General features: G+C 35.0%; 22 protein-coding genes and 2 pseudogenes. 20 read left to right on the forward strand and 4 right to left on the reverse strand.

Features of this window, described 5'->3' with window-relative positions; all coding sequences use genetic code 11:
• Window positions 1–81: 81 nt before the first annotated feature.
• Window positions 82–1,050, reverse strand: coding sequence for an NAD(P)H-dependent flavin oxidoreductase (locus tag D2K40_RS02260; protein ID WP_117152573.1), 969 nt, complete (start codon window positions 1,048–1,050; stop codon window positions 82–84).
• A gap of 298 nt (window positions 1,051–1,348) precedes the next feature.
• On the opposite strand from D2K40_RS02260, the gene D2K40_RS02265 reads away from it, so the two are divergent.
• From D2K40_RS02265 to D2K40_RS16795, 3 genes and pseudogenes are all read left to right on the forward strand, one after another.
• A complete protein-coding gene (locus D2K40_RS02265) occupies window positions 1,349–1,594 on the forward strand; it encodes a hypothetical protein (protein ID WP_117152575.1) in 246 nt (81 codons plus the stop codon).
• 109 nt (window positions 1,595–1,703) lie between these two features.
• Window positions 1,704–1,859: a hypothetical protein gene (locus D2K40_RS16315; protein ID WP_162879116.1), complete on the forward strand. Its 156-nt coding sequence runs from the start codon at window positions 1,704–1,706 to the stop codon at window positions 1,857–1,859.
• Between the two features lie 177 nt (window positions 1,860–2,036).
• Window positions 2,037–2,612 (forward strand): annotated as a pseudogene (locus D2K40_RS16795) (DUF7010 family protein).
• A gap of 323 nt (window positions 2,613–2,935) precedes the next feature.
• Here the strand turns inward: D2K40_RS16795 and D2K40_RS02280 are convergent.
• Window positions 2,936–3,598, reverse strand: coding sequence for an SIMPL domain-containing protein (locus D2K40_RS02280; RefSeq protein WP_117152583.1), 663 nt, complete (start codon window positions 3,596–3,598; stop codon window positions 2,936–2,938).
• A 263-nt stretch (window positions 3,599–3,861) separates the two neighbouring features.
• Here D2K40_RS02280 and D2K40_RS02285 point away from each other — a divergent pair, with 263 nt between their 5' ends.
• The 12 genes from D2K40_RS02285 (at window position 3,862) to D2K40_RS02340 (ending at window position 20,438) form a co-directional block, all read left to right on the forward strand.
• Window positions 3,862–4,470 (forward strand): TetR/AcrR family transcriptional regulator, encoded by a 609-nt coding sequence (locus D2K40_RS02285; protein WP_229666575.1) that lies wholly within the window; start codon window positions 3,862–3,864, stop codon window positions 4,468–4,470.
• 13 nt (window positions 4,471–4,483) lie between these two features.
• On the forward strand, window positions 4,484–5,401 hold the full coding sequence (locus D2K40_RS02290; RefSeq protein WP_117152587.1) for an ABC transporter ATP-binding protein: 918 nt from the start codon (window positions 4,484–4,486) through the stop codon (window positions 5,399–5,401).
• Window positions 5,401–6,999, forward strand: coding sequence for an ABC transporter permease (locus D2K40_RS02295; RefSeq protein ID WP_117152589.1), 1,599 nt, complete (start codon window positions 5,401–5,403; stop codon window positions 6,997–6,999). Before D2K40_RS02290 ends, D2K40_RS02295 begins: the two co-directional genes overlap by 1 nt.
• Window positions 7,000–7,146: 147 nt before the next feature.
• Entirely contained in the window at window positions 7,147–7,971 is an 825-nt protein-coding gene (locus D2K40_RS02300; RefSeq protein ID WP_162879117.1) for a GNAT family N-acetyltransferase, read from the forward strand.
• Between the two features lie 191 nt (window positions 7,972–8,162).
• Window positions 8,163–8,363 carry a cold-shock protein gene (locus D2K40_RS02305; protein WP_117152593.1) on the forward strand — a complete coding sequence of 67 codons (201 nt, stop codon included), beginning with the start codon at window positions 8,163–8,165 and terminating at the stop codon, window positions 8,361–8,363.
• A 103-nt stretch (window positions 8,364–8,466) separates the two neighbouring features.
• On the forward strand, window positions 8,467–9,423 hold the full coding sequence (locus tag D2K40_RS02310) for a TRM11 family SAM-dependent methyltransferase (RefSeq protein WP_229666576.1): 957 nt from the start codon (window positions 8,467–8,469) through the stop codon (window positions 9,421–9,423).
• Between the two features lie 467 nt (window positions 9,424–9,890).
• Window positions 9,891–11,519, forward strand: a complete 1,629-nt coding sequence (locus D2K40_RS02315; RefSeq protein ID WP_117152595.1) for a GGDEF domain-containing response regulator — start codon at window positions 9,891–9,893, stop codon at window positions 11,517–11,519.
• Window positions 11,520–11,532: 13 nt separating this feature from the next.
• A complete protein-coding gene (locus D2K40_RS02320) occupies window positions 11,533–12,579 on the forward strand; it encodes a HEAT repeat domain-containing protein (RefSeq protein WP_117152597.1) in 1,047 nt (348 codons plus the stop codon).
• On the forward strand, window positions 12,580–13,983 hold the full coding sequence (locus tag D2K40_RS02325) for a glycosyltransferase family 2 protein (protein ID WP_117152599.1): 1,404 nt from the start codon (window positions 12,580–12,582) through the stop codon (window positions 13,981–13,983). It abuts the gene before it with no gap.
• Window positions 13,980–17,192, forward strand: coding sequence for a hypothetical protein (locus D2K40_RS02330; protein WP_117152601.1), 3,213 nt, complete (start codon window positions 13,980–13,982; stop codon window positions 17,190–17,192). The genes D2K40_RS02325 and D2K40_RS02330 overlap by 4 nt, the downstream gene beginning before the upstream one ends.
• A gap of 2 nt (window positions 17,193–17,194) precedes the next feature.
• Window positions 17,195–17,563 carry a response regulator transcription factor gene (locus D2K40_RS02335; protein WP_117152603.1) on the forward strand — a complete coding sequence of 123 codons (369 nt, stop codon included), beginning with the start codon at window positions 17,195–17,197 and terminating at the stop codon, window positions 17,561–17,563.
• Window positions 17,553–20,438: an ATP-binding protein gene (locus D2K40_RS02340; RefSeq protein ID WP_117152605.1), complete on the forward strand. Its 2,886-nt coding sequence runs from the start codon at window positions 17,553–17,555 to the stop codon at window positions 20,436–20,438. The genes D2K40_RS02335 and D2K40_RS02340 overlap by 11 nt, the downstream gene beginning before the upstream one ends.
• Before the next feature lie 87 nt (window positions 20,439–20,525).
• Here the strand turns inward: D2K40_RS02340 and D2K40_RS02345 are convergent, their stop codons facing one another.
• Window positions 20,526–20,975 carry a GNAT family N-acetyltransferase gene (locus D2K40_RS02345; protein WP_117152607.1) on the reverse strand — a complete coding sequence of 150 codons (450 nt, stop codon included), beginning with the start codon at window positions 20,973–20,975 and terminating at the stop codon, window positions 20,526–20,528.
• A 292-nt stretch (window positions 20,976–21,267) separates the two neighbouring features.
• Here D2K40_RS02345 and D2K40_RS02350 point away from each other — a divergent pair, with 292 nt between their 5' ends.
• From D2K40_RS02350 to D2K40_RS02370, 5 genes and pseudogenes are all read left to right on the forward strand, one after another.
• Window positions 21,268–22,092 carry a metallophosphoesterase gene (locus D2K40_RS02350; RefSeq protein ID WP_117152609.1) on the forward strand — a complete coding sequence of 275 codons (825 nt, stop codon included), beginning with the start codon at window positions 21,268–21,270 and terminating at the stop codon, window positions 22,090–22,092.
• Between the two features lie 23 nt (window positions 22,093–22,115).
• A complete protein-coding gene (locus D2K40_RS02355) occupies window positions 22,116–22,940 on the forward strand; it encodes a metallophosphoesterase (RefSeq protein WP_229666577.1) in 825 nt (274 codons plus the stop codon).
• A 29-nt stretch (window positions 22,941–22,969) separates the two neighbouring features.
• The gene (locus D2K40_RS02360; RefSeq protein WP_117152611.1) at window positions 22,970–23,167 is read left to right on the forward strand and encodes a hypothetical protein; all 198 of its coding nucleotides are present in this window, start codon (window positions 22,970–22,972) and stop codon (window positions 23,165–23,167) included.
• 411 nt (window positions 23,168–23,578) lie between these two features.
• Window positions 23,579–24,307 carry a CPBP family glutamic-type intramembrane protease gene (locus tag D2K40_RS02365; protein ID WP_117152613.1) on the forward strand — a complete coding sequence of 243 codons (729 nt, stop codon included), beginning with the start codon at window positions 23,579–23,581 and terminating at the stop codon, window positions 24,305–24,307.
• 19 nt (window positions 24,308–24,326) lie between these two features.
• Window positions 24,327–24,728: pseudogene (locus D2K40_RS02370) on the forward strand (GNAT family N-acetyltransferase); the annotation flags it as partial.
• A 196-nt stretch (window positions 24,729–24,924) separates the two neighbouring features.
• On the opposite strand, the gene D2K40_RS02375 reads toward D2K40_RS02370, so the two are convergent.
• The gene (locus D2K40_RS02375) at window positions 24,925–25,104 is read right to left on the reverse strand and encodes a hypothetical protein (protein WP_117152617.1); all 180 of its coding nucleotides are present in this window, start codon (window positions 25,102–25,104) and stop codon (window positions 24,925–24,927) included.
• Between the last annotated feature and the right edge of the window lie 9 nt (window positions 25,105–25,113).

Genomic DNA, 25,113 nt, shown 5'->3' on the forward strand with positions numbered 1-25,113 from the left:
TAGTTAACTTAATACGTAGTTTATCTGAATTGTGTCATAAAACAATTAGATTTTAAAACCCTCGACAAAAGAAGATGTAACTTATAAATTAGCAGCGTGCTTTTTGCTGAATTGGTATTCTTCCATAATCCGAGTGATAATATCTTTAACTGGCGAGATGTTTTTGATTTCATGAACTCTTGCGCCAGAAAAGACTAAACCATCTTCGACATCGCCGTTCATTGACTTAAATAATGAATCCAATGTACAAAACTGGAAGGAACATTTTTTAAGACATCTATAACATTTCTCGATTTTAATTTTTCCACCATCGCTAATACGTTCTGTAAATCGGTTACTAATTGCTCTGCCTTCTAAACCAACTGTTGTTTTAACTAATCTTGTATCTGCTTTTTTTGCATCAACATACATTTGTTTAAATGCTAATGGTGCGTCACATTCATCACTTGCAACAAAACGTGTCCCCATCTGAACGCCAGATGCGCCCAATTCTAAGGCTTTTGCAATATCTTCTCCATTTAAAATACCACCAGCGGCTACTACCGGAATTTTTACAGCATCAACGACTTCTGGCAGGATATCAAATAAAGCCCGATCTGTTCCTAAGTGTCCACCAGCTTCATGGCCTTCTACGACAATTGCTGCTGCACCTAATCGTTCAGAGATCTTTGCTAATCTCGCAGTAGAAACAATCGAAATGACTGGTACCCCATATTCGCGACCCCAAGCATACATATCTCTGGATACGCCTGCACCAGAAATAATGAAATCAACTTTTTCTTCCATTGCTGCTTTCATTTTTTCAGCAAAGTCAGTCATTGCAAATAACACATTAACCCCAATATATCCTTTGCCGTTAGTGAGTTTTCTGGCTGTTTTAATATGATCTCTTAGTTCTTCAACTGAAATCCCTGTTCCAGATATCGTACCGATTCCACCAGCATTTGCTACAGCGGCAGCAAGTTTGCTTAATGAAATACCTACGCCCATTCCACCTTGCATGATTGGGAAATTTGGTTTTACATGTCCGATTTGTAATGTGTGATCCATTTTAATTATTGCCTCATTTCATAAATTAATTTTAAACGAGATAATCAATGTGTTGCTTATATGGAGTATTAACCTAAATTCATCATACAAGACATAGAATAGTGAAAGAAGTTACAAGTGTCAGTTATTGATATGACATCTGTCATGTGCGGGTAATTGCCTTGTTTTTTATACAAGATAATTTTAAGTTTCTCAAAGGTTAGAGTGGTTTTTATGTTAAAATTAGGAAGATAGTTCATGTAGAATATGTTATTAATTAACCATGAGAATAAATATCAAATAAAAAGGATGGGGTATGATGACAATATGGGTTTTGCTTTTGGTTATTATTTTAATAGTAGTTATGTTAGAAGTTGGTTTAAAAAGTGTTCTATCAAAGAAAAGCAGTATGGAAGTTATGTTGTTTGGGCTTTTATTTATTTTAACGGGTGGTATTTTTTTAGTCGAGCCTAATCTAACAAAAAATTCTATCATTCTCTCCGTTGAATTAGGTTTTGTTATTTTTGGCATTGTGATTGGTGTAATGGGTTTCTTTAAAAGATAAATATTGTACTTACTGTGACTAGATTGGAACAGGATTTCTAGTCTTATTGTTTACTCAACTAATTTAATGCAAAGAAGTATGTTAAAAATTTTATAAGGGGGCTATTAAAATGCAAGTGTTTTTATTAGTATTGCTCGGTATGATTTTGTCATATGCTCTATTATTCCTTGGAGAAATTGGAATAGTTTTACTAGGTGGAGCTGCGTTTGGCTTACTTTTATATATTGCTTTAAACATTAACGATAAGAATAAAATGGAGAAGTAACTAGACTAACAGGTGCTTAAGTTAAACAAGGAGCTGTGATGTTGCAGGTACTATTACTAATTCAACTAAACCACTAATAGAAATTCGTTTTTTATTTTGCTAACGGGAAGAGTTGAAGAAGAAATCAGGCTTGATTTAATTAGAATAATGCCCTTTTGGTATAGAGGAGGTAAAGAGATGGATATTAAATGTTTGAGAAACGAATTATCATTACGAGGTAAAAATGGTTTACCATTCTTAATGGCAGCAGCAGTTGTTTGGGTTGTTTTTTTAGTGATTTTTTTATTAGAAATGAGTATTGAAACAAAGAACATATTAGCCTTTTATGGAACAGGATTAATGTTTCCTTTGGCTGTTGTCATCTCTAAACTTATTCGAGCTGATTGGAGAATGAATGATCATCCCTTTGGAATCCTAGGTCTATACATAAACCTAGCACAGCTCATTTACTTCCCAATTTTATTTTGGGCATTTTCCAAAAGTCCTTAGGATATGATTATATTTTTTGCTATCATTACTGGTGCTCATTTCTTCCCTTATGGTTGGTACTACAATACGAAAGCCTTTTATGTCATGGCGCCTGTCATATCTGTTTTGATTACCGTCATTGGATGGGAAGTGGAGCATAACAAGCTTTGGTATATCCCGCTGACTATGATTATAAGTCTTATCATTTTAAACGTTTGGCTATTATTGGATTATCGTATAAAAGCCTCTTCTCAACAGTTGAAAACAAAACAGAATTACATTTGATCATACCATTATTATTAAGTCAACCGACACCCACAGGATGGTTTTCCTGTGGGTTGTGATCAAGACTTGCTAAGGATGCGAACGGTGTTTTTCAAAAATGAAACAACTATATGATAATAGAGCAATAATAAAAAAGGTTAGTGTCATTTTCAGAGACAAATGTCCACGAAAGATACTAACCACAAATTATCTAATAATTTGCACGGATACCTTTTTTGGATCTGGTTTAGAGGTAAGTACAATAATACACATAATGAATAAAATCACTAAACTAGACACTCCGATAATTACATTGCCAGTAATTTGCGCAGTACCTTTCAATCTTAAGAAACAAACTGAAACTCTACCTCAACTTTAGCCTCTATCTTTAACTGTCCAGGTTGGATAGGTGTTGAAATACCACCCACCACTTCTGAACTGGCTATTCGAAATGGAGTAGAAGGTCGCTCTATTATTTGTTCTGAAATCTTAACAGGTGTTGGATCCAGGTTAAGTCTCATTGTATTAGCAATTGTTTGTGCTTTAGTTACAGAATCTTTTAATGCCTTTTTTAATGCTTGTTGGTAATACATATCCTTATTTTTTACTGTGAATGTAATGTTTGATACCCTGTTTGCACCATTAAGCACAGCAGTATCAATCACTAATCCTGTCTGATCAAGTTTTTCGATGGTAACCGAAAGTAAGTGTGTAACCTGATACCCTTTTAATTGTTGAATACCGTCAACAAAATCATATCTTGGATAAATAGTGAAATCGACTGTTTGAATATTCTCTTGAATAATTCCTAGATTGATTAAGGATTGAATTATCTGTTGAATGATTCGTGCATTTTCCTGCTGGGCAAGTTTAAGCTCTACCCCCTCCGTGACTACACCTAATTGAATTTCTGATATATTCGGTATCATTAAAATTTGACTATTGCCATAGACATTAATACTTCGATTATTTAAGTTACTTGTTTGATGAACAGGAGGATTATACATTCTCTATTCCCCGCTTCCAATTTATTTATTATTTTAATTTCATGATTAGTTCCGGCCATTTATGTCTGTTTTATTAAAAAAACGTGTAGAAAAGTTCCTTATGTGTATGTGAAGTGTAAATTTAAACTATCCCACGCCAAACGAATGTCACTTTATTGTAAAAATTACAGATTTAATTCCATGAAACCATTGACCGAACTGGTCATTATTGTTATATTGTAAATGACCGAACTGGTCAAATGTTAAAAGAGGAGGGGTTTTTAGTGAATGAAAACTTTTACAGTCTACATGCTGAAAAACAAACACGTGTCATCAATGCCGCTTTAAAAGAGTTTGTCAAAAATGGTTTTGAAAAAGCATCAACAAATGAGATTGTAAAAGGAGCTGGAATCTCAAAAGGATCATTGTTCAATTATTTTAATAATAAAAAGGATCTGTATTTCTTTTTAATTGAACATTCTCTTAAAGTAGTTGAAACGATTTATGATGAAATAGATTTAACAGAAACAGACATTTTTAATAGGTTGGAGCAATTTGGTCTAACTAAATTTGCGATTCAAAAAAAAACGCCTCAAATTTTTGATTTTCTTTTATCTGTTAAGAAAGAGGAAGCAGACGAAGTGAGAGCGGATATTGCTAAAATACTTGACGACACGTTGGAAGAGGGCTTGGGGAAAATTTATCAAAATATTGACTACTCCAAATTTCGTGAAGATATTGATATTCAACGAGCAATTGAAATTATAAATTGGACGATGATTGGTTTTGCAGAGAAAGAGGGTAATGTTGATTCCGTTCAAGATATTGATATTGAAATATATAAGGAATGGCACAATTATTCAGAGTTATTGAGACGTTGTTTTTACAAATAAGGGAGGAATAACGATGAGTCTATTGAAAGTAACAAATTTAACGAAGAAATTTGGGACGTTTACCGCTTTAGATAAGGTAAACCTAGAAGTGAATAAAGGGGAAATATATGGTTTCATTGGCCCAAATGGTGCAGGAAAATCAACAACAATTCGCGTACTCTTAGGTATATTAAAAGCAACAGATGGAGATGTAAAACTCTTTGATAAGGATGCGTGGAGTGACGCGGTTGAGATTCATAGACGCGTTGCTTATGTACCTGGTGATGTGAATTTATGGCCTAACCTTACAGGTGGAGAAGTGATCGATTTATTTGTTAAGTTACGCGGGTCCAATAACAAGAGTAGACGGGAAGAGTTGATTAAGAAATTTGACTTAGATCCAACTAAGAAGTGTCGGACATATTCCAAAGGGAACCGTCAAAAAGTAGCGTTGATTGCTGCGTTTTCTTCTGATGCTGATTTGTATATTTTAGATGAACCAACATCAGGACTTGATCCGTTGATGGAGCAAATTTTCCAAGAATGTGTCTTTGATTTAAAGAGACAAGGAAAAAGTGTGTTGTTATCTAGCCACATTCTCTCAGAAGTAGAAAAATTATGTGATAAAGTAGCAATTATTCGTGAAGGGACTATTATCGAGACTGGTACATTAAATGAGTTGCGTCACCTAACACGAACACAGATCCTTGTTGATACAAAGCAGCCGATTGAGAAGTTAGCTGAATTAAAAGGGATGCATGAAATTGAAGAAACAGAACAAGGTCTTTCGTTCCAAGTAGATACAGATCAAATGGATCAAGTGATGCGGCACATTAGTCAGTTTGGTATTGTGAAGATTGAAAGTGCGCCACCAACATTGGAAGATTTATTTATGCGTCATTATGAGGGTACTGAAAAAGTTGATGTATCAGGAGCTGGAGGTGCGCAGTAATGGCTAACAATTCATTTGTTAAAACAGGTTATCTTACTCGATTTATCCTTCGCCTGGATCGATTTAGAATTTCATTATGGTTAGTTGGTCTTACTTTTTTTACATTGATCGTTCCAGTTGCCTATACTGGTTTGTATGAGAATCAGCAGGAAAGAGATGCTATGGCTGTAACAATGGAGAATCCAGCGATGATCGCAATGGTTGGGCCTGGTAATATAGAAAATTATACGACTGGCGTAATGACTGCTCACCAAATGTTATTGATAACAGCTGTTGTTGTCGGGATAATGAGCATTTTACTTCTAACACGTCATACAAGAGCTGATGAAGAAGATGGGTTAATCGAGATGATTCGGTCTTTACCTACTGGGCGTCTTTCTTATTTAAATGCTTCATTACTAGTTATAAGCGGGGTAAGTGTTGCATTAGCATTAATCACAGGTTTTGGGTTATATGCACTCGGGATTGAAAGTATGGATCTGGAAGGGTCTTTACTGTATGGTGCTGCACTTGGTGGAACAGGTTTATTGTTTGCTGGAGTTACGGCTGTCTTTGCTCAATTAGCTGAAACTTCTCGAGGAACAATCGGGTGGTCTATAGCAATTTTACTGTTCACTTACCTTTTTAGAGCTATTACAGATGTTAGTGATGAGGCACTTTCTTGGATTTCACCATTAGGATGGGTAACCAAAACAGAAGCGTATGATGCTAACCATTGGGGTCCTATTTTTATTTTGATAGGTGTTTCTGTACTTTTATTTATTCTAGCAAACTATTTGCATGCAATACGAGATTTAGAGAGAAGCTTTTTGCCATCTAAACCAGGTCGACGAACAGCAACACGTTTCTTGCAAAGTCCAATTGGTTTAGCGATAAGACTTCAACGTACAGGAATGATTGCTTGGGCAGTTGGTATATTTTTAATAGGTATCTCTTACGGTTCTGTTTTAGGGGATATGGAAACATTTTTTGAAGGTAATGAAATGATGGAGCAAATGTTTCAATTGACTGAGGGAGGTTCTATTACAGAGCAATTTATTCCTATGTTGCTAATTGTGATGGCGATTATGTCAACAATCCCGCCTATAATGGCAATGAATAAATTACGTGGGGAAGAGAAAAAAGATCGGCTTGAACATTTGCTAGGTAGAGCGGTATCACGAACACGACTTATGGGTGGATATGTAGTTCTTTCTGTTGTGAATGGCTTTGTGATGGTTTCTCTTTCTGCTATCGGTCTATGGTCTGCTGGAACAGCTGTGATGGAGGAAGGCTTAGAGTTCAGCATGATTTACGGTGCTTCGATGTCATATTTTCCAGCGGTTCTCGTAATGATAGGGCTTGCGGTGTTTCTTATGGGCTATTTTCCAAAGTATACGACGCTTGTGTGGCTAGAACTATTCTATTCTTTTATCGTTCTTTATTTGGGCGGATTAATGCAATTCCCAGAGTGGGTAGGGAAACTGTCTCCATTTGACTACATTCCACAGGTTCCAAGTGAAGATGTATCTGTTATGACATTAGTAATGTTAACTGTTATTGCAATTGTATTAATGGTTATTGGGTTTATTGGTTTTAATAAACGTGATATAGATTAATGTGATCTAGTTTTGAAAACACCACCTAGTTGACACCTTATCGTGTTCGGTTTAATAAGTTAAAATAAATAAGCAGTCCAATTGACAGATGAGTTGAACTGCTTATTTTGTTATCAAACAATGTTAGGACTTAAAGGTGGAAGAGCAATGAAGTATGTTTCATTAATGCGGGATGAATTAAAAAAGAAAATATTAAATTTTCTCTATGAAGATGAATTGTTTAATCCATTCCTTATTCATTTTATAGAAAATCAACCTGAAAATATAGGCGAATTATATATCACAGAATCAGACGGTTGTGTTGAGAATATTCTACATATGAAGTTTGATGGTAATTCATACTTTACAAACTTTTATCCTAAAAATGAAAAAGGTTATCGTGCAATTGCCGAACAACTTCAATTGTTAAATTATAATAGAGTATTACTATCAGGGAAAAGGAAAGATGTATCTAAGATCTTATCTTATTTTACTAAAGACCTGAAATCTGCCCCAGATATTTATTATAAATTTGATGTTAATCAATACTTTAAGCAGACTACATATCCAGATATTACATTTAGAGTCGCTACTTGCTGTCAAAGTGATATGAATAAGATTAGTGAATTTATGATAGGCTTTTTTAAACCTACAAGTGAGAAGGGAATTGCGGATCTAACTGATAAAAACAAATTACTTGAAGACTTAAAGGTAGGCATTTATTTTATTGAATATAAAGGGCAACCAATAGGGATGGCTCGATATAGTGGGAAGACTAAGAATTTTATAGATATCACTACTGTCTATATTGATCCAGACTATAGAGGGAAAGGCTTCGGGAAAAAATTAATGGCATATATGGTTGATGATATTTTGTCTGTTAACAAGATACCAGTAACACAAACTTCGTCATCAAATCCTATAGCAAAAAAGACATATGAATCCTTGGGTTTTATCAAACAAGATGACTATTCATTTGAATTTATCTCTTAACAATCAAACAATATCCTAGTTTATTTTTAAAATAGTTGCTTTTATTAGAAGTAGCTGTTATAGTTAACCATGTTATTAATGTTTAGTGAGTAGTAAGGAAAGAGTAGATATTTGAACTTTTCGCCTTTAATATCTAATTGAGCATCAATAGTAATAAATTGTGGAATATATCCACATAGGAGGAAACAAACATGCAAGAAGGTACAGTAAAATGGTTTAACGCAGACAAAGGTTTCGGTTTCATCGAAGTTGACGGAGGAGAAGACGTATTCGTTCATTTCTCAGCTATTCAAGGCGAAGGGTTTAAAACATTAGATGAAGGCCAAAAAGTTAGTTTTGAAGTAGAACAAGGTCAACGTGGACCACAAGCTACTAACGTTAACAAAATATAATAACTTTTTAAAAAGGACTCTATTTTAGAGTTCTTTTTTTTGTGTAGTAATTTATGATAAAGTTAACTATATCTGAAATTCAACATTAAAGGATGAAATTATATTGAATATAAAAGAAGAGCAGTTGTCGCACTATGTATATAGTTGCGCTTATCCTGAGGATGAAAAATCGTTGTGCGCTTTAGAAATGCGTGCATTTTTTAATAAAGAATCTACATCTAATGTTTTGGAAAGCACGATAGCAGTTGATCCTACGCGTAGTCCATTTCTTAAGGAAAGAATTCATGTGATGTGTGAAGGTGAAAATATAGAGGAACTCATTGAACAAGTGAAAGAAGTAGAGTTAAATGGAGAAACATTTAAAATTATTTATGTCAAAAATCCAGGTTTAGCTAAGGATGAAAAAGAAGATTTCGAGATGAGGCGCACTGTTGAGAAAGAGGTTGGCTTGCATGTTACTGGAGAGCCTGATCTAGATTCACCAGATCGTTTGCTAGGTGTCATGCATGTAAACGGACGCTGGATATTTGGCGATTATGCTAAAAATGAGCCTGTTTGGTTACATCATCAAAACAAGCCGCATAGTTACTCAACTTCACTTAATACACGTGTTGCAAGAGCGGTTGTCAACATTGCAATTCCAAATCCAATTGGCATAAAGGCAATTGATCCATGTTGCGGGATTGGGACAGTTCTAGTTGAAGCCCAGTCAATGGGTATTGATATTGTGGGAAGCGATCGAAACCCTCTGATCATGGATGGTGCAAGAGAAAACAGCGCACACTTTGGTTTTACTGGGAAAATACATTTACAAGATATCCGAGATGTGACAGGCCAATATGATGTAGCAATTATTGATTTGCCTTATAATTTGTGTTCTGTGATAACGTATCAAGAACAGTTGGAAATGCTTCAAAGCGCACGTAGCTTTGCAAAGAAAGTTGTTGTGGTTACGGTTGAGCCAATCGATGACGTTCTTGATAAGGCTGATTTTAACATTGTCGATCGTGCAGTGGCTAAAAAAGGGCAGTTCATACGTGAGGTTATTGTATGTGAGTGATTGTAGCTCGTCCTGAATAGTCTCCATAAATTAACATTGTACTTCTAATCAAGCCGTGGTATAGTATTAGAGCGATGAGCTATTTTGCGTAAGTCGAAGGACGAGCTTTAGTGCTAACGTTGAATGTGGTCAACGGTTCTTTGCCGCAAAACGTACATGACACTTGATGAGTCAAGTGTAAGAAAAGTCGGTACCAGTAATGGTGCCGGCTTTTTTCTGTATTCATATACTGAACAAAGCACAATCTACTACTACGTGTTATTATAAAATAATAATAGAATCGACAAAATAGTATGAAATACGAGCGAAAAATAGTTACTGGCGTGCTTGTTCAATAAATAAATTAATGGGGTTTTCATTTCAGAAATTATTAACCAACTCTTGCTAGGTTAACAATTTCTCTGAAAAGGTTAAAACACCTCTATCTTTGGGTAATACATAGAGTATATTAAGAGGGGGGATCCTCAATGGATCTAGAGAAATATAAACAGTTATTATTTAACAACATAAAAAAACAAGCAGTTGAATGGTTTGAAACTGGGAAGCAAAAACAAATTCCAAATGAGCAAGTGTATCGTTTTCTTCATTCAATAAAAGGAACTTCAGGAACAATACAGTTGAAGGGTTTGTTCCAGCTCACATCAAATTTACTTGCAGAAGTTGACCAAACAGAAGAAAAGAACTGGAAAAGTTCTGAACTAAGTGAATATTTATATCCATTACTACAAATCAGTTATGAGTATGAAAATTTCGAAGAGGAAATAGCGCAAGAATTAGAACCTACCATTGAACGAAATGAAAAAGCCCCACTTATACACTTAATCGATGATGATGTATCCATGCTGATCCTGCTTAAAGATGCATTAGAAGAACAGGGGTGGATGGTTCTTGCTAATACTGATCCAGTAAAAGCAACCAATCAATATTTTGACATGCTACCAGATTGTTTAGTAATAGATCTCGAAATGCCAACAAAAAATGGATTTGAAATATTAAAAGATATACATGAACATAATGAAAAGCAATTTATCCCAAAAGTAATTATAAGTGCGAATCAAGGACGAGAAGAACGGATTGCTGCTTTCAAGATGGGGGCAGATGATTTTATTGGTAAACCGATTGATATTGAGGAATTTGTTGTCAGAATCGGACGTCATATTCAAAGAAAGACATTATTTGATCAATCTGTTCTAATTGATGAACTAACACAAGTATATAATAGAAAGTTATTATATGATGTCTACCAACGACAACTAGAGAATCTTTCTGTTAGCGAGATTCCGTTTACTATTGTGATGCTTGATATTGATTTTTTCAAAAAAATCAACGATACCTATGGACACGCAGCAGGTGATAGAGTGTTGCATCACTTTGCACAGTTTTTGACTAGAAACGTGAGGGGTACGGATACTGTATTTCGATATGGTGGCGAGGAATTTGTTATTTTATTTCCAGATGCTTCGTATGATGTTGTTAAAGAAAAACTTGAGGTCATGCTGACAAATTACAGAGAAATAGAACATACAGAAAATGGACAGTCATTTTCTCTGACTTTTTCAGCTGGAATTTTTACGGTTTACGAAGATCAAGTAGAACTAGCAACTACGCTTGAAAAAGCAGATCTTGCTTTATATAAAGTGAAGGAAAATGGACGCGCTGGAATTGAAATAGGGAATGACTTTTTGCAAGAGTCCTCTAAGAAAAAGCTGTATATTTCCATTGTTGATGATGAAGTGATCATTCGAACAATTCTAACCAAAATATTTAACAATATTACCTTAGATCACACTGAGTTAGACATTGAGGTTTTTGAAGATGGTGCGAAGTTCTTTGAGAGTGAGCGCCATGAAATAATTGGAACACACTTTGTTATTTTAGATGGCGTAATGCCTGTCATGGACGGAATTGAGGTATTACAGAAACTAAAAGCACTAGAGCATGCAGCAATGTTTAATGTTTTGATGTTAACAAGTCGTAAAAGTGAAAACGACATTGTTCGGGCTTTGTCTTTAGGTGCGGATGATTATTTAACAAAACCATTTAATATAACAGAACTACAAGCAAGAATTCAACGATTACTTGAACGGATTGAGTAGAGGGGTAGAGGGGATGCTTACTACAGAATTGTCTGTCCTATCAGTACTAATGATTTTTGTTGTCACATTACTTACGGTACTTTTAGGTTACTTGCTAATAAGAAAAGCAAGAGAGAACAAGGTACGTAAACGTATTAATAATTATAAAGAGAAATATAGGGTTCCTGTGTATGATTACTTAAGTTCAGGAGAAGTAACGCGCTTAATAGAACCGATTGGTAAGGATAGAAAACTAGCGATAGAGGAATTATTAAGAGATTTTTCTGACATATTGGAGGGAGAAGAAACACGATTGAATCTATCCAACTATGCAGAACGTCATTTATCAGAATTGTATCGAGAAAATTTAACAAGTAGACAGTGGAGTAATCGGATGAATACGTTGTATTATATTGAAGATTTTTATATGAAAAATTTAGAAGCGGATGTACAAAAAGAGATCCTAGACAATCTAGCATCATCAAAGGATGAAATTATCCAAAGTTTATGCGTGTTAGCACGTTTTAATAGTCCGAAATTCAAAGAATATATCGAACTAAAACATGAAGAACTGTTAGAGTTTGATCTGAGAAATATTCTTCGAAGAGTAGAAGAGGAGCAGTTAGATTACTTGATTGATCGTTTTGAAAATTATTCTCTAAACTTACAGTGTGCGATATTAGAAAGAATTAGCCAGTTAAAGAATTTGGAGTATGTCACCTTTTTGGAGTCCACTTTCGAGAAAAATAGTGGAGAAGTAAAACTACGGGCATTAAAAACACTTGCTAATCTTGGGTATGTGGAGGACATCACACGTTATATGCCTTTATGTGACTCACCTGTATGGCAAGAAAGAATGCTTGTAGCAAAGCTATTCAAAATGTTACAAGATAATCGAACAATCAGTTGTCTAAAGAAGTTACTGCATGACGAGTATTGGTGGGTACGTCAACAAGCAGGTGATACTATTGCAAGTTTTCCGAATGGAAATGAAATTCTAATTGAAGTTATTGAACAGAGTCAGGACAATTACGCAAAAGATATGGCGAGAGAGTGGTTAAATAAAGGAGTCTTAACATAAATGGATTGGAATTTGATTTTAGAAGTTTATGCCTGGAGCATTACAATTTATATGGTGACCGTTATTGTTTTTTATACCATTATTCTTTTTTTCTCTATGCTTCAAATTAGAAAGGAATATCGGTTAAATCGGACGGAACCATATGAAGATTATATGGATGAAAGCTTTACGAGACCAGTGTCCATTATTGTACCAGCATATAATGAGGAAGCTGGTGTTGTGCAAAGTGTCCGATCTTTGTTGACGATTAATTATCCGCAATTTGAAATTATCGTTGTAAATGATGGGTCAAAAGACCGAACGTTGCTCATGATGATGGAGCAGTACGAAATGGTTAAAGTTAATAAGATCGTGCGAAAACAATTAGAAACAGAAGAGGTTCAAGCAATCTATCAGTCTAAAACATTACCAAACTTATATGTGATAGATAAAAAGAATGGTGGAAAAGCAGATGCATTAAATGCTGGTTTAAATTTTGCTCATTATCCTTATTTTTGTTCGTTAGATGGAGATTCTGTTTTAGAGAATGATGCTTTTCTTAAAGTGATGAAACCAATTATCGATTCTGGTGAGGAAGTAATTGCATCTGGAGGAAGTGTCAGAATTGCGAATGGTTGTGATATTCGAAATGGTAATTTAGTGAAAATAGGTCTTTCTAATTCACCTATTGTTGTGATGCAAGTAATTGAGTACTTACGTGCTTTTTTAATGGGGAGAATTGGGTTAAGTCGTCATAACCTTTTATTGATTATTTCCGGCGCATTTGGTGTCTTTTCAAAGCATTGGGTAATAGAATCGGGAGGTTATAAGAGAAATACAGTTGGTGAAGATATGGAGTTGGTCGTTCGACTTCATCGAATCATAAAGGAAAAGGGATTAAACAAAAGGATTGTCTACGTTCCTGATCCAGTCTGTTGGACAGAAGTGCCAGAGAGTTTTGGTGTTCTCAGGAGTCAAAGGAGACGTTGGCACAAAGGGTTATTTGAAAGCTTGTGGAGACATCGTAAGTTAACGCTTAATCCGAAATATGGCTCAATTGGATTAGTTTCGATTCCTTATTTTTGGTTGATTGAATTTTTAGGACCAATTGTAGAACTTTCTGGATATGTGTTTATTATTTTTTCTTTATTTGCTGGTGGGGTTTATATTGAATTTGCTATTCTTTTATTTTTACTATCAGCGCTTTATGGATCTATCTTTTCCATGGCATCTGTACTTTTAGAAGAATGGAGTTTACGAAAATACCCGAAAGTATTAGACATTATTAAATTATTCCTATATGCCCTAACAGAAACGATGTGGTATCGTCCGCTTACGGTTTTATGGAGATGTGAGGGAATTTGGCAAATTATTCGACGTGACCATAGTTGGGGCGATATGAAAAGAAAAGGTGTATCAAAATGAAGAAACTATCCGGTCGATATTATTTTATTATTTATATATTTTTGTTCTTGCTTATTATCTCGAGCCCTTTTTGGCTTTGGCAGATTAAGCCTTCTGAGACGCTTGATGTCTTAATTTTTGATAAAACGGTACCGAATCAAACGTATCAAGAACATCAAGGATTGACTTGGGTTTTGAATAACAATAAGTACAAGAAATCAGATGGAACGAATTATAATCAGGCAGAAGATTATGTTGGGTTTCATCCATTAAATAACGATCAATATAGAACAAGCACCTTGCCTGAACAAATGGATTCTTATGACATGATTTATTTAGCAGATTCTTATGGGGTTTATGAAGAAGAGTTTTATGGTGCAAATGAAACAGGTGCTAGATCCGAGCTAATGTATGGTGGATTACAAATGGCAGAAGTAGATATGCTTGAGCAAGCATTGTATGAAAATGGGACGACTTTAATTGCTGAATTTAATACATTTGCTAGCCCAACAGAACCAGCTGTTCGTGAGAGAATGTATAATCTCTTAAACATCGAGTGGAATGGCTGGATTGGGAGGTATTTCCCTGATTTAGCTAATTCAGAAGTGCCGAATTGGGTGAAAGGAAATCTAGACGCGCAAGGTCAAGCGTGGAACTTTCAGGGACCTGGGTTTGTTTTTGTTAGCGATAATGACTTCGTTCATGTGGTCTCTGAAGAAGGGATCACAGAAGATGGGGTGCTTTTTCAAACAACAGATGAAGGGGAAGCGTTTTTTGGTGATAAAATAACAACATCATATGGCTATTGGTTTGATGTAATTACTGCAAATGATAAAGAGGAAGTATTAGCTACTTATACATTACCGTTAGTTGAAAAAGAAAAAGAAGAACTTCAGTCTCTCGGTATTTCAAATCAGTTCCCAGCAATTGTTAAGCAGCAAAATGCACGATTTAGTACCTATTATTTTGCTGGAGATTACGCGGATCAAAGAGAAGTTCCAGGAATCTATCAATCTACAGGTTTGGACTTTATCAGACAATTGCAGGGAAACCAAACGTTTTATTGGGATGCTTATGTTCCTATTATGGAAACCATTTTGGCTCAATCTAGTGAAAATACAGTGGAACAAGAGACTGTCAATATTGCAGAAACGAACGGCATTCAAACCAACATGCAGACTAATGGTTCTCATATTCAAGTATTGAAAGATGGAGAGTGGCGGGATCTATTAATAAAAGGTGTAAATATGGGTATTGCCAAACCTGGTGCTTTCCCTGGTGAAACAGCAATTACTAAGAATGAATATTTCCGCTGGTTCCAGCAAATAGGTGATATGCATGCGAATACAATCAGAGTATATACAATACATCCACCTGCTTTCTATGAAGCTCTATATGAGTATAACCAACGAGCGAAAGAACCCTTATTTATTTTTCATGGACTATGGGTTAATGAGGAAGACATGCTTACAACACAAGATATGTTCTCATCAATAATTGTTGATGAAGTGCAAGCAGAAATAAAGCGCATGATTGATGTGGTGCACGGAAATGTTGTCTTACCGGAACGCCCAGGACATGCTTCTGGTGCATATACAAAGGATGTTTCGCCCTATGTGGCGGGTTACATCTTCGGGACAGAGTGGGATCCTTACGTTGTTAAAAACACAAATAGTAAAAATGAGAAAATAGATCAATTTAAAGGTGAATTTGTAGAAACAACAGATGCTTCACCGTTTGAAGTGTGGCTTGCGCAAATGTTGGAGTATACTGCTCAATATGAAACAGCTGAATACAACTGGCAACATGCGCTTAGTTTTACCAACTGGGTAACAACGGATTTATTGGAACATCCTTATGAGCCGTTAGAAGAAGAGGATCTTGTATCGGTTAATCCAAATCATATTAGAACGACAGATCAATTTACTAGTGGTATGTTTGCTTCTTATCATGTGTATCCGTATTATCCTGACTTTTTAAACCTAAATCCAGACTATCAAAATTATCTGGATCATAAGGGTGAGAAAAATAATTATGCAGGTTATTTAAACGATCTAAGAAAAGCCCATGACATGCCTGTTCTTGTAGCAGAGTTTGGTGTGCCAGCTTCACGTGGGTTAACACACAGAAATGTGCATGGCATGGATCAAGGACACAATTCTGAAACTGAACAAGGAAAGGCTAATGCTAAACTGTTTGAATCCATTGTCCAGGAAGACTATGCTGGTGGACTTGTATTTGCATGGCATGATGAGTGGTTTAAACGAACATGGAATACCATGGATTATGATAACCCAGATCGCAGACCTTATTGGAGTGATTACCAGACAAATGAACAGCATTTTGGTTTGTTGAGCTTTGATCCAGGCACAACGGAATCAATTATTTATGTAGATGGAAATAGTGTAGATTGGGAAAGAAAAGCTAAAGAACCGCTCTATCAAGCTGAAAATTCAAATGAGTTGATTAAGAACATGTACATGGATGCGGATCAAGCATATTTATATATGCGACTTGATTTATCAAAGCCAATTGATTGGGACGAGAATGACTTTTATATTGCACTGGATTCTATAACGGGACAAGGTCAAACAGAATTGAGTCTAACGAATGGGCAGCAAGCGCGGTTTGATTTTGCTACAGATTTTAAACTAGAGCTAAAAAGTCCAGAAGATGCAAGGTTACTAGTTGATAGTTATTATGATGTATTTCACTATCAATATGGTCACACCTTAGAAATGATTCCAAAAGAAGCCTATGCGGACCAGAAGGATAATGGTGTTTTCCATCCGATTCGTTTAGCTTTAAATAAAGAGTTAATCATACCTGAAGTAGATATTAGCTTGCCATTTGAGTCGTATGAAACAGGGGAACTTTTAATAGGTAATGGAAATCCGAATCATTCAGATTTTAATTCTTTAACCGATATAAGTATTGGTGAAGATCAAAGAATGATAGAAATACGTATTCCTTGGCTACTGTTAAATGTTAAAGACCCAAGTTTAAAGGAAGTTATGGGAGATGTGTGGGATGGTGGATTAGATAGTAGCCAATTTATTGATGGGATCAACATCGGTGTTGCTGCAACTGAAGATAATGCCATTAGCCATCAATTTAGCTCGCATTATTCATGGGATACTTGGAATCTACCAACTTACCATGAACGATTAAAGAAATCGTATTATATCATGCAAGATTTATATAAAAATGCTGAAATAGTGGAGGAATAACAATGAAAAAGATCCTTTTAGCAGAAGATGAAGAAGTGCTTCGAATGTTGATCGTTGATACGATGGAAGATGAGGGATATGAAATAGATGAAGCGGTTGATGGGAAAGAGGCATTAGAGAAAATCGAACAAGCGGATTATGATCTGCTTATTCTAGATTACATGATGCCTCAAGTAACAGGGCTAGAAGTAATAGAGAATATTAGAAAAAATCCGCTTAAAAAAGATGCAAAAATATTAATGTTGTCTGCCAAAAATCAACAGTCCGAGCAAGAAAAGATATTAGATATAGGTGCTGATTACTTTATGTCTAAGCCATTTAGTCCATTAGCTTTATTAGAAAAAGTAGAGGAAATTATTAATGAAAATTAAAAATTATTTACAGCAAAGTTTATCATTACAATTTGTTGGATTAATGCTTCGTGTCTTACTATTTATTGTAATTGGTGCTGTTGTTATTGCTTTTGGGTATCGTCAACTAAATCAGTTCCATGCGAACCAAAATAATTTATTAGAACAAAAAGAAACAATTATTAAGCAAATTGATAATAGTTTTAATCAAGCCTTTTTTGATTTTAGAGGGTATTTTGCTTTTGAAAATGAAGCATTAAAAGCAAGTGGTTACGCACAAGAAGAAAAATTGCGTGGTTTACTAGTAGATTTTGAGGAAGTAGCTGAGACACCTGAAGATCATATTTTTCTTGATGATGTTAGGGAGTATTTAGATTATTATTATGGAGAATTAGTACCAGAAGTGATTACTGAATTTGAGCAAGGTGATCGGGAAGAAGTGCAACAAGTGGCCAATCAAGGCGCAACGAAGACATTAAGCACATTCCAAACGGAGGTTCGAAACTATCGCAGTAAAGTTGACAATCAAATTGAATCAAATTATGAGTTGCTTACCGAAAGGAACAGCTATATCTTGATCATAGTCGGTATTTATCTGTTAAGCATCATAGTGATTTTGTTCCGAATGACGCGTATTATGTTTAAGAATGTAGGCCAACCATTAAGTGAATTTGCAGAAGTAGCAAATGAAATTGCCGCTGGTAAAGAAGTCGATGTGAATGTCAATCTTATTAGTAATCGAAAAGACGAGCTTGGCAGGTTATCTGTCGCTTTTAAGAAAATGGTTGTATCTCTTCAAGATAAGGAACAGGATCTAATTGGACACAATGAAGAATTGATCGCACAACAAGATGAATTTGAAGCACAACAGGTTGAACTAGAAACTGCTTTGGCAAATTTAAAGCGAAGTGAAAATAACTTAACACACCGAAATGATTTTGTGAAAGGTATTTCTAATTCCCTTAATAAACAAACGGTTTTAGATGAGATCATTGTCAATATGTGCAAGATAACAGAAGCAGATCAAGGAATCATTTCTTTTTTGGATGAAGATGATTATGCCTCTTATGGCATCTCAAAAGCAGGAGAGGAACAATTTCTTAATAATCTAGATAACGGCTTAAATGAAAAATTAGTCCGCTATAAAGAAAGCTTTACAGTTAAGCGGGAGTTAGATCAGAATGAAAAAGGTTTTCATGAAGAAAAGAGTTATGGCTATGATTTATATCTACCAATTGTAGATGTTGAAAATGAAGTGACTGCAGTGCTTGTTCTAAGTCGGTTTGGCTCTCCATTTTTAGAGGAGCAGTTGGAAGAATATGAAGGGTTTGCAAAGCAGATCTCGATTTCATTAGAGAACATCCAAATGTATGATCAATCAGAAGAAGACCGGATGCGAAATCAAGATATACTTAATACGGTTCTTGAAGGGATACAGTTAGTCGATCTGGACGGGAAAACGATTCAAGTCAATCAAAAGTTGTGTAATACCTTTGGTTGTAACAGCTGGACAAATGGAATTCTTGGTCTGTCGATGGTAGAGTGGCTTGACGGGATGAAGTCCTATATTCAAGAAAAAGATGACTTTAGCTTATTTCTAACTAGAGCGATAGAAGCAGTTGATATAGATGACTCCTTTACTTACAGAATAAATAATACCAATAAAGTGTATAAAGTTTATGCAAATAGCTTGTTCCACGATGAGGAGAAGATTGGTACTGTTTTTGTTCATCGAGATATTACAAAAGAAGCTGAGATCGATCAAATGAAATCAGAGTTTGTTAGTACAGTAAGTCACGAATTACGGACACCGCTTGCCAGTATTTATGGCTATACCGAGCTAATGTTGAATCGTGAATTGAAACCAGAGAGACAGAAGAAGTATTTGACCACGATCTATCAAGAAACCAAACGTTTAACTTCTTTAATCAATGATTTCCTTGATGTACAACGAATGGAAGCAGGCAAACAGAGCTATGAAAAAAAATACATTGATTTGCTAGAAATAATTGAAAAAGTAGTAGATTCGCAAAAGATAAACACGACGGAACATCATTTTGAGGTACAGGTTGATACCAGTTTCACAACTGTTCTTGGTGATAAAGATAAGCTGAAGCAAGTTTTCACTAATCTTATTAGCAATGCTATTAAATACAGTCCCAATGGTGGGAAAATTCAAATTCAACTTTATCAAGATAGTGGTTACCTTCAGACGGCAATCAAAGATGAAGGTTTAGGAATACCAACTGATGCCTTGGATAAGTTATTTTCTAAATTCTATCGTGTTGACAATTCCGATCGGAGAACCATTGGTGGAACAGGGTTAGGCTTAGCTATTGTAAAAGAAATTAGTTATGCCCATGATGGTGATGTGTTTGTTTCTTCTGAATATGGAAAAGGAAGTACATTCACTATTAAACTACCATTGGTAGAGACGATATCAAATACGACCGATCCAATTGAAAGTACAAAAGCGGATGAAGGTTATAAGGTGTTTATTATTGAAGACGATCGCAGTCTCGCAGGTTTAATTGAACAAGAGCTAGAAGAAAATAAATTCTTTGTTCATAGCTTTACCAAAGCAACCGATGCATTAAAACAGTTGAAGGTTGAATTACCTCATGCGATCGTACTTGACTTAAACCTTGAAGCTGGCGAGATGGATGGTTGGGGATTTATGCGTGAATTAAAGAGTATGCAAGTACCATATAGTGATATCCCAATTATTATATCTTCTGCACTAGAAGAACAAGATAAGAGCCTTGCCCTTGGTGCTGCTGATTACTTAGTTAAACCGTATAAAGCAAGTGATTTATCAAGAACACTTCTTCAAACCCTATTGAAAAAAGAAAAACGAGGTCAAATTTTTATTCCAGACCCGAAGAAAGATGAATAGATTGTGATAGAAGAACTCAGGCACTGAAATGGAGTGAACTCCATTTCAGTGCCTGAGTTTTTTGTTCTTCTATGAATAACGAGGGAATCATAGTTTCTTTTCAAAGAAGGATAGGGATAACTTTTCACTTACTATCACTTCTTTGATTTTTTTAAAACCATTCTTTTTATAAAAGCTAACTGCTGGGATATTTTTTGACCCTGTTCCTACTTTGATTTTTCCTACCTCGAAATTACTTTCAATGTAATTTAGAAGCATCTGGGCTACTCCTTTTTTAAAATGGCTTGGGTGTACAAATAGCCTATGTATATCAATTTCATTATTATATACTTTTATTGATATTGCTCCACATAGTTCTTCCTCTAGATGATATCCAAAAAAAGTTTCCTTGCATTGTTGCAAAGTATTAACTGTATCGTTTAATGGCGGTATTTCATAAAAGTTAATTGTTTCAGCCTCTACCATGTATGATGGTATTTGAATGTTAAAAACTCTTTCAGCACTTTTTCTGTTTTTTATATCAATTTTTTTAATCAAGGTAATCCCTCATTCAACTTTTACTATTTAACAGTTCTTTATACCAAAATATTACCATATAACAAGCTGATGTGTTTGTTTTTCCAGAAATATAATAAAAACGAATTATACTTATTAGGACTACAAGTGGACCTAGTCTGTTACTTTAAAGATATTAACCTCTAATCCATTTCGATACAAGAGATTAAAGTGAAAGATATGGATTAGATTAAAAAAATTAAACTATTCGATCATTCACGTAAAAAGCATGATAAAATTGACATCATAAACCAGTTTGTCAGGGGGACGAGGTATGTGGAGCAGGAAGCGGATTTTCTTATATATTAGTATTCTATTGCTTGTAGCTGTGAGCATTAAAGTATATTATGATACCAACTTTTTCAAGGTAAATCATGTCGCATTCCAGACGGATAAATTGCCTGAGGAATCTTCTGTGACAATTGTGCAATTAAGTGACATACATAATCATGATTTTGGTGAGGGGAATGAATCCCTTATTAACGAAGTGAGCCATGTAGATCCTGATATTATTGTGATAACAGGGGATCTGGTTGATAGAAAAACAAATGATTTAACGGATGTCTTCCATTTAGTTGAAGAATTAATTACACAAAATGAACATGTCTATTTTGTTTCTGGGAACCATGAGTGGGGTAACACGCATACTGCAGCTATTTTTGCAGGATTAGAGGAACGGAATGTGACAATACTGGATAATACGAATACAACCATTACATTAGGTAATCAGACATTAACTTTAGCTGGGGTTGGAAATAGTTCAACAATGCATGATGACCTGATAAAGGCTCTAGCAGGTGTTAGAAAAGAGAACTATACGGTGTTACTATCGCATACACCTGATATTAGCGACATGTCTGTATCAACACCAGTTGACTTGATATTAAGCGGCCATACACATGGAGGGCAAGTTCGCTTTCCATTGATTGGTGGAGTAATTGCACCAGATCAGGGATTTTTTCCTGCGTTAGACAAAGGTACATATGAATGGGAAAATAAAAAATATCTCTATATTGATAGCGGACTAGGAACGAGTTTACTTTCAATTCGTTTTTTGAATCAGAGTCAATTTAGTGTGATAACTATTGAAGCAGAATAGCATGAAGAGGTGAGAATGTCGAGATGAGAATGCGTACGGGTTTTATTTTATTTACAATTTTAGCTACCGTGATTTCTACACTGGTTAAAATATTTTATGATACAAAATTGTTTAAAGTAGAGCGAGTCAAAGTTGATACGAGTAAAATTCCAAAAGGGTCATCTTTTACAATTTTACAGTTAAGTGATATACACAATAATGTATTTGGTTATCAAAATGAGATGTTAATTCGTAAAGTGAAGCAATTAAATGCTTCAATCATTGTGATTACAGGTGATTTGATTGATCGGAAAACGAGTGATTTTAGTCAAATGTTTCATTTAGTTGAAGAGCTTGTTGCAATGAATAAACATGTTTATTTTGTTTCTGGGAATCATGAATGGGGGAACCCGAAAGCAGAAGAATTTTTCACTGGATTGAAAGAGCGAAAAGTGACAATGCTTGATAATACCAATAAGAAAATTCAACTAAGTGATGTGACTTTCAATTTAGCTGGCGTTGCCGATTTTACTACTGCGCATGATCACTTACCAGAAGCGCTAAATGGGATCGATGAAACAGCTTATACTGTGCTGTTATCACATGCCCCTGATATTATTGGTACATTTCATGAAAAGCCAATTGATTTGACGTTATGTGGTCATACACATGGTGGACAAATACGATTTCCGATTGTTGGATCGGTTGTAGCGCGGGGACACAGTTTTACAGGCTTAGATAAAGGATTATATCCACAGCAAGATGGGAAATATATCTATGTTGATAGTGGTATTGGCACTACAGGATTACCATTTCGTTTTCTAAATCAGAGCCAATGTAGTTTGATTACGGTCAAAGGATCGAAGTGATTTTAAAAATTAGAATAGGAGTGATTTTAATGGATGAAACGTTGAAATTAATTCTCGATGAATTAAAAGTAATTAAACAGGAACAGGAAGAACTTAAAAAGTTAGTTTCGAGTATGAAGGGTGAGGTTGTGAAAGATCTTAAACCTTACTTTGACAGTGTTGAAAAACGTATTGATGAAAAGACAAGCGAACTTAATGAAACATTCAGACCAACAAAGTATTACTGATACTTAGAACGAAGGCTGAGTTTTAAAAGAAATGAAAAAATTTATAAGTGTTCTTCTTGGGTTATTTACCTTATTTTTGGCGGTCCTCTGGGAGCGGTTGTACACCATATCATATTGATATGGTGTATTTGTTTTAAGAGAGATTTTATTAGTTTGCACTTTTTACATTTATCAAAAATATAAAAATAGAAGCTTAAATTAATTCTAAAGTTGTTAAATAGAAAATAAATGTATTGAATATAAGCTTTTTTGTTAAAGCCAAGAATTTAATCTTACTTAAAGGGAGGATAATTGAATACTGAGTAAGAACTAGAAGAGGAGGGTTTAGGAAATAAATTTGATAGAACAGGTTATTTTTTAATTGCACTGAGTAGGTTAGTTGAATTGGTACTAGTTAAAGGGGTTGGAACAGTGAATCAAAATTATGCTCGAAGTTCATTAGTTGTTATAGCACTTATCTTTCGTACAGCTTTCTTTGCCATAACTGGATTGATTTTTGCTTTTTACTTTTCAATTTTTGGCAGTGAAAATCCACTCGAACAAGCGTCAGTCTGGTGGACATATCAAGTTATTTTAGTTGGTATTTTAACCTTTATTTTTGTTATGTTTTTATTGAAACGAGAGGGGATAAAATATCTTGAATTTATTAGTTTTCAAAAGGAAAGAGTAGTAAAAGATTTGGGGTTAGGATTAGGGTTAGGTGTACTATCAGCTCTAGTTGGTGGTATTGGGTTATATGGAAGTGCTTTTATTATTTATGGAGGAATGCCTCCAGAAACAATGATTCAGCCGTTACCAATTTGGGCAGTTTTTATTGCATTGTTTTTGATGCCAGTATCTGTAGCGGCTGTTGAAACCCCACTTTATTTGGGATATGCTTCTCCAAGACTTCAGGTCATGTTAAAGAGTAAGTGGAGTGCTTTATTTATTGTTTCCTTCGCTTTTGCTTTTCAACATATTTCTCTACCTTTACTTTTTGATTATCAATTTATGCTTTGGCGTGTTTTTTCTTATTTACCTTTAGCTTTAATGCTGGCAGTTATCTTTTTTTCTAACAAACGGCTTTTTCCAATTATGATTGCGCATTTTTTATTAGACTTGCAAGCTATCATAACAATTCTAATTATATCCTTGACCTAGAATGGATGATTATAGAAAAGATTGGAATAAAGAAATCTTTCCAGATATACCGGCTTCGCTTACTATAAAATGCGACGCCAAAACTATCGGTTACGTTGGGTGCTATTGGGTAGATCAAAATACAAACTGGCTTGAAACAGGGATTGTTATTTATGACAGCAGATTTTGGAACGGCGGATTCGGTGCTGAAGCTTATAAGCTTTGGATTGATTACCTTTTTACCTCAACTGATATACACAGGTTAGGTATGTCAACGTGGTCAGGAAACACAAGAATGATAAAGGTTGCGGACAAATTGGGAATGAAAGAAGAAGCGAGAATAAGAGATGCAAGAATGGTCAATGGTGAATATTTTGATGCAATTAAGATGGGGATATTGAGAAAAGAATGGGAATTTATCATCAACAAACGAAATACTTAGAGTTGGAATCATATAAGATTTTCTATCGAACTTTAGCTATTTGTTGTGAAAAAGTGCTGCTGAGCAGTTTGCAGCACTTTTAATTTTGTATTTCTGCTTACAATTTATGGTGTGACAATCAGTTTGTGTATAAAAAGGTATATGTAAAAAGACAGAACACAGCTAGGTTTGGAGTAGTTTCCTTGTTCGTCTTTTATTATATATTACCAGTATCGATCCTTGGATAATTTGGTTCAACAGAAGCTGTAGCACGCGCATTTTTTCTGTATCTTTTATCTTGGTAACCTTCCTCTTGTTGTACCTCTAGCGAAGCGTTATAGCTAGCTTCTTCATTTTGTTTGTTGAATTCCATTTTGTTTAAATCCTTTTTACTCATATTCTCACC

Origin of the sequence: Paraliobacillus quinghaiensis, assembly GCF_003426025.1 — a bacterium.
GTDB lineage: Bacteria > Bacillota > Bacilli > Bacillales > Amphibacillaceae > Paraliobacillus_A > Paraliobacillus_A quinghaiensis.

Excerpts from the sequence above, each read along its gene's own strand:
- D2K40_RS02260 (WP_117152573.1), bottom strand. The coding sequence starts at position 1,050 with ATGGATCACACATTACAAATCGGACATGTAAAACCAAATTTCCCAATC.
- D2K40_RS02265 (WP_117152575.1), top strand. The coding sequence starts at position 1,349 with ATGACAATATGGGTTTTGCTTTTGGTTATTATTTTAATAGTAGTTATG.
- D2K40_RS16315 (WP_162879116.1), top strand. The coding sequence starts at position 1,704 with ATGCAAGTGTTTTTATTAGTATTGCTCGGTATGATTTTGTCATATGCT.
- D2K40_RS02280 (WP_117152583.1), bottom strand. The coding sequence starts at position 3,598 with ATGTATAATCCTCCTGTTCATCAAACAAGTAACTTAAATAATCGAAGT.
- D2K40_RS02290 (WP_117152587.1), top strand. The coding sequence starts at position 4,484 with ATGAGTCTATTGAAAGTAACAAATTTAACGAAGAAATTTGGGACGTTT.
- D2K40_RS02295 (WP_117152589.1), top strand. The coding sequence starts at position 5,401 with ATGGCTAACAATTCATTTGTTAAAACAGGTTATCTTACTCGATTTATC.
- D2K40_RS02300 (WP_162879117.1), top strand. The coding sequence starts at position 7,147 with ATGAAGTATGTTTCATTAATGCGGGATGAATTAAAAAAGAAAATATTA.
- D2K40_RS02305 (WP_117152593.1), top strand. The coding sequence starts at position 8,163 with ATGCAAGAAGGTACAGTAAAATGGTTTAACGCAGACAAAGGTTTCGGT.
- D2K40_RS02315 (WP_117152595.1), top strand. The coding sequence starts at position 9,891 with ATGGATCTAGAGAAATATAAACAGTTATTATTTAACAACATAAAAAAA.
- D2K40_RS02320 (WP_117152597.1), top strand. The coding sequence starts at position 11,533 with ATGCTTACTACAGAATTGTCTGTCCTATCAGTACTAATGATTTTTGTT.
- D2K40_RS02325 (WP_117152599.1), top strand. The coding sequence starts at position 12,580 with ATGGATTGGAATTTGATTTTAGAAGTTTATGCCTGGAGCATTACAATT.
- D2K40_RS02330 (WP_117152601.1), top strand. The coding sequence starts at position 13,980 with ATGAAGAAACTATCCGGTCGATATTATTTTATTATTTATATATTTTTG.
- D2K40_RS02335 (WP_117152603.1), top strand. The coding sequence starts at position 17,195 with ATGAAAAAGATCCTTTTAGCAGAAGATGAAGAAGTGCTTCGAATGTTG.
- D2K40_RS02340 (WP_117152605.1), top strand. The coding sequence starts at position 17,553 with ATGAAAATTAAAAATTATTTACAGCAAAGTTTATCATTACAATTTGTT.
- D2K40_RS02350 (WP_117152609.1), top strand. The coding sequence starts at position 21,268 with ATGTGGAGCAGGAAGCGGATTTTCTTATATATTAGTATTCTATTGCTT.
- D2K40_RS02355 (WP_229666577.1), top strand. The coding sequence starts at position 22,116 with ATGAGAATGCGTACGGGTTTTATTTTATTTACAATTTTAGCTACCGTG.
- D2K40_RS02360 (WP_117152611.1), top strand. The coding sequence starts at position 22,970 with ATGGATGAAACGTTGAAATTAATTCTCGATGAATTAAAAGTAATTAAA.
- D2K40_RS02375 (WP_117152617.1), bottom strand. The coding sequence starts at position 25,104 with ATGAGTAAAAAGGATTTAAACAAAATGGAATTCAACAAACAAAATGAA.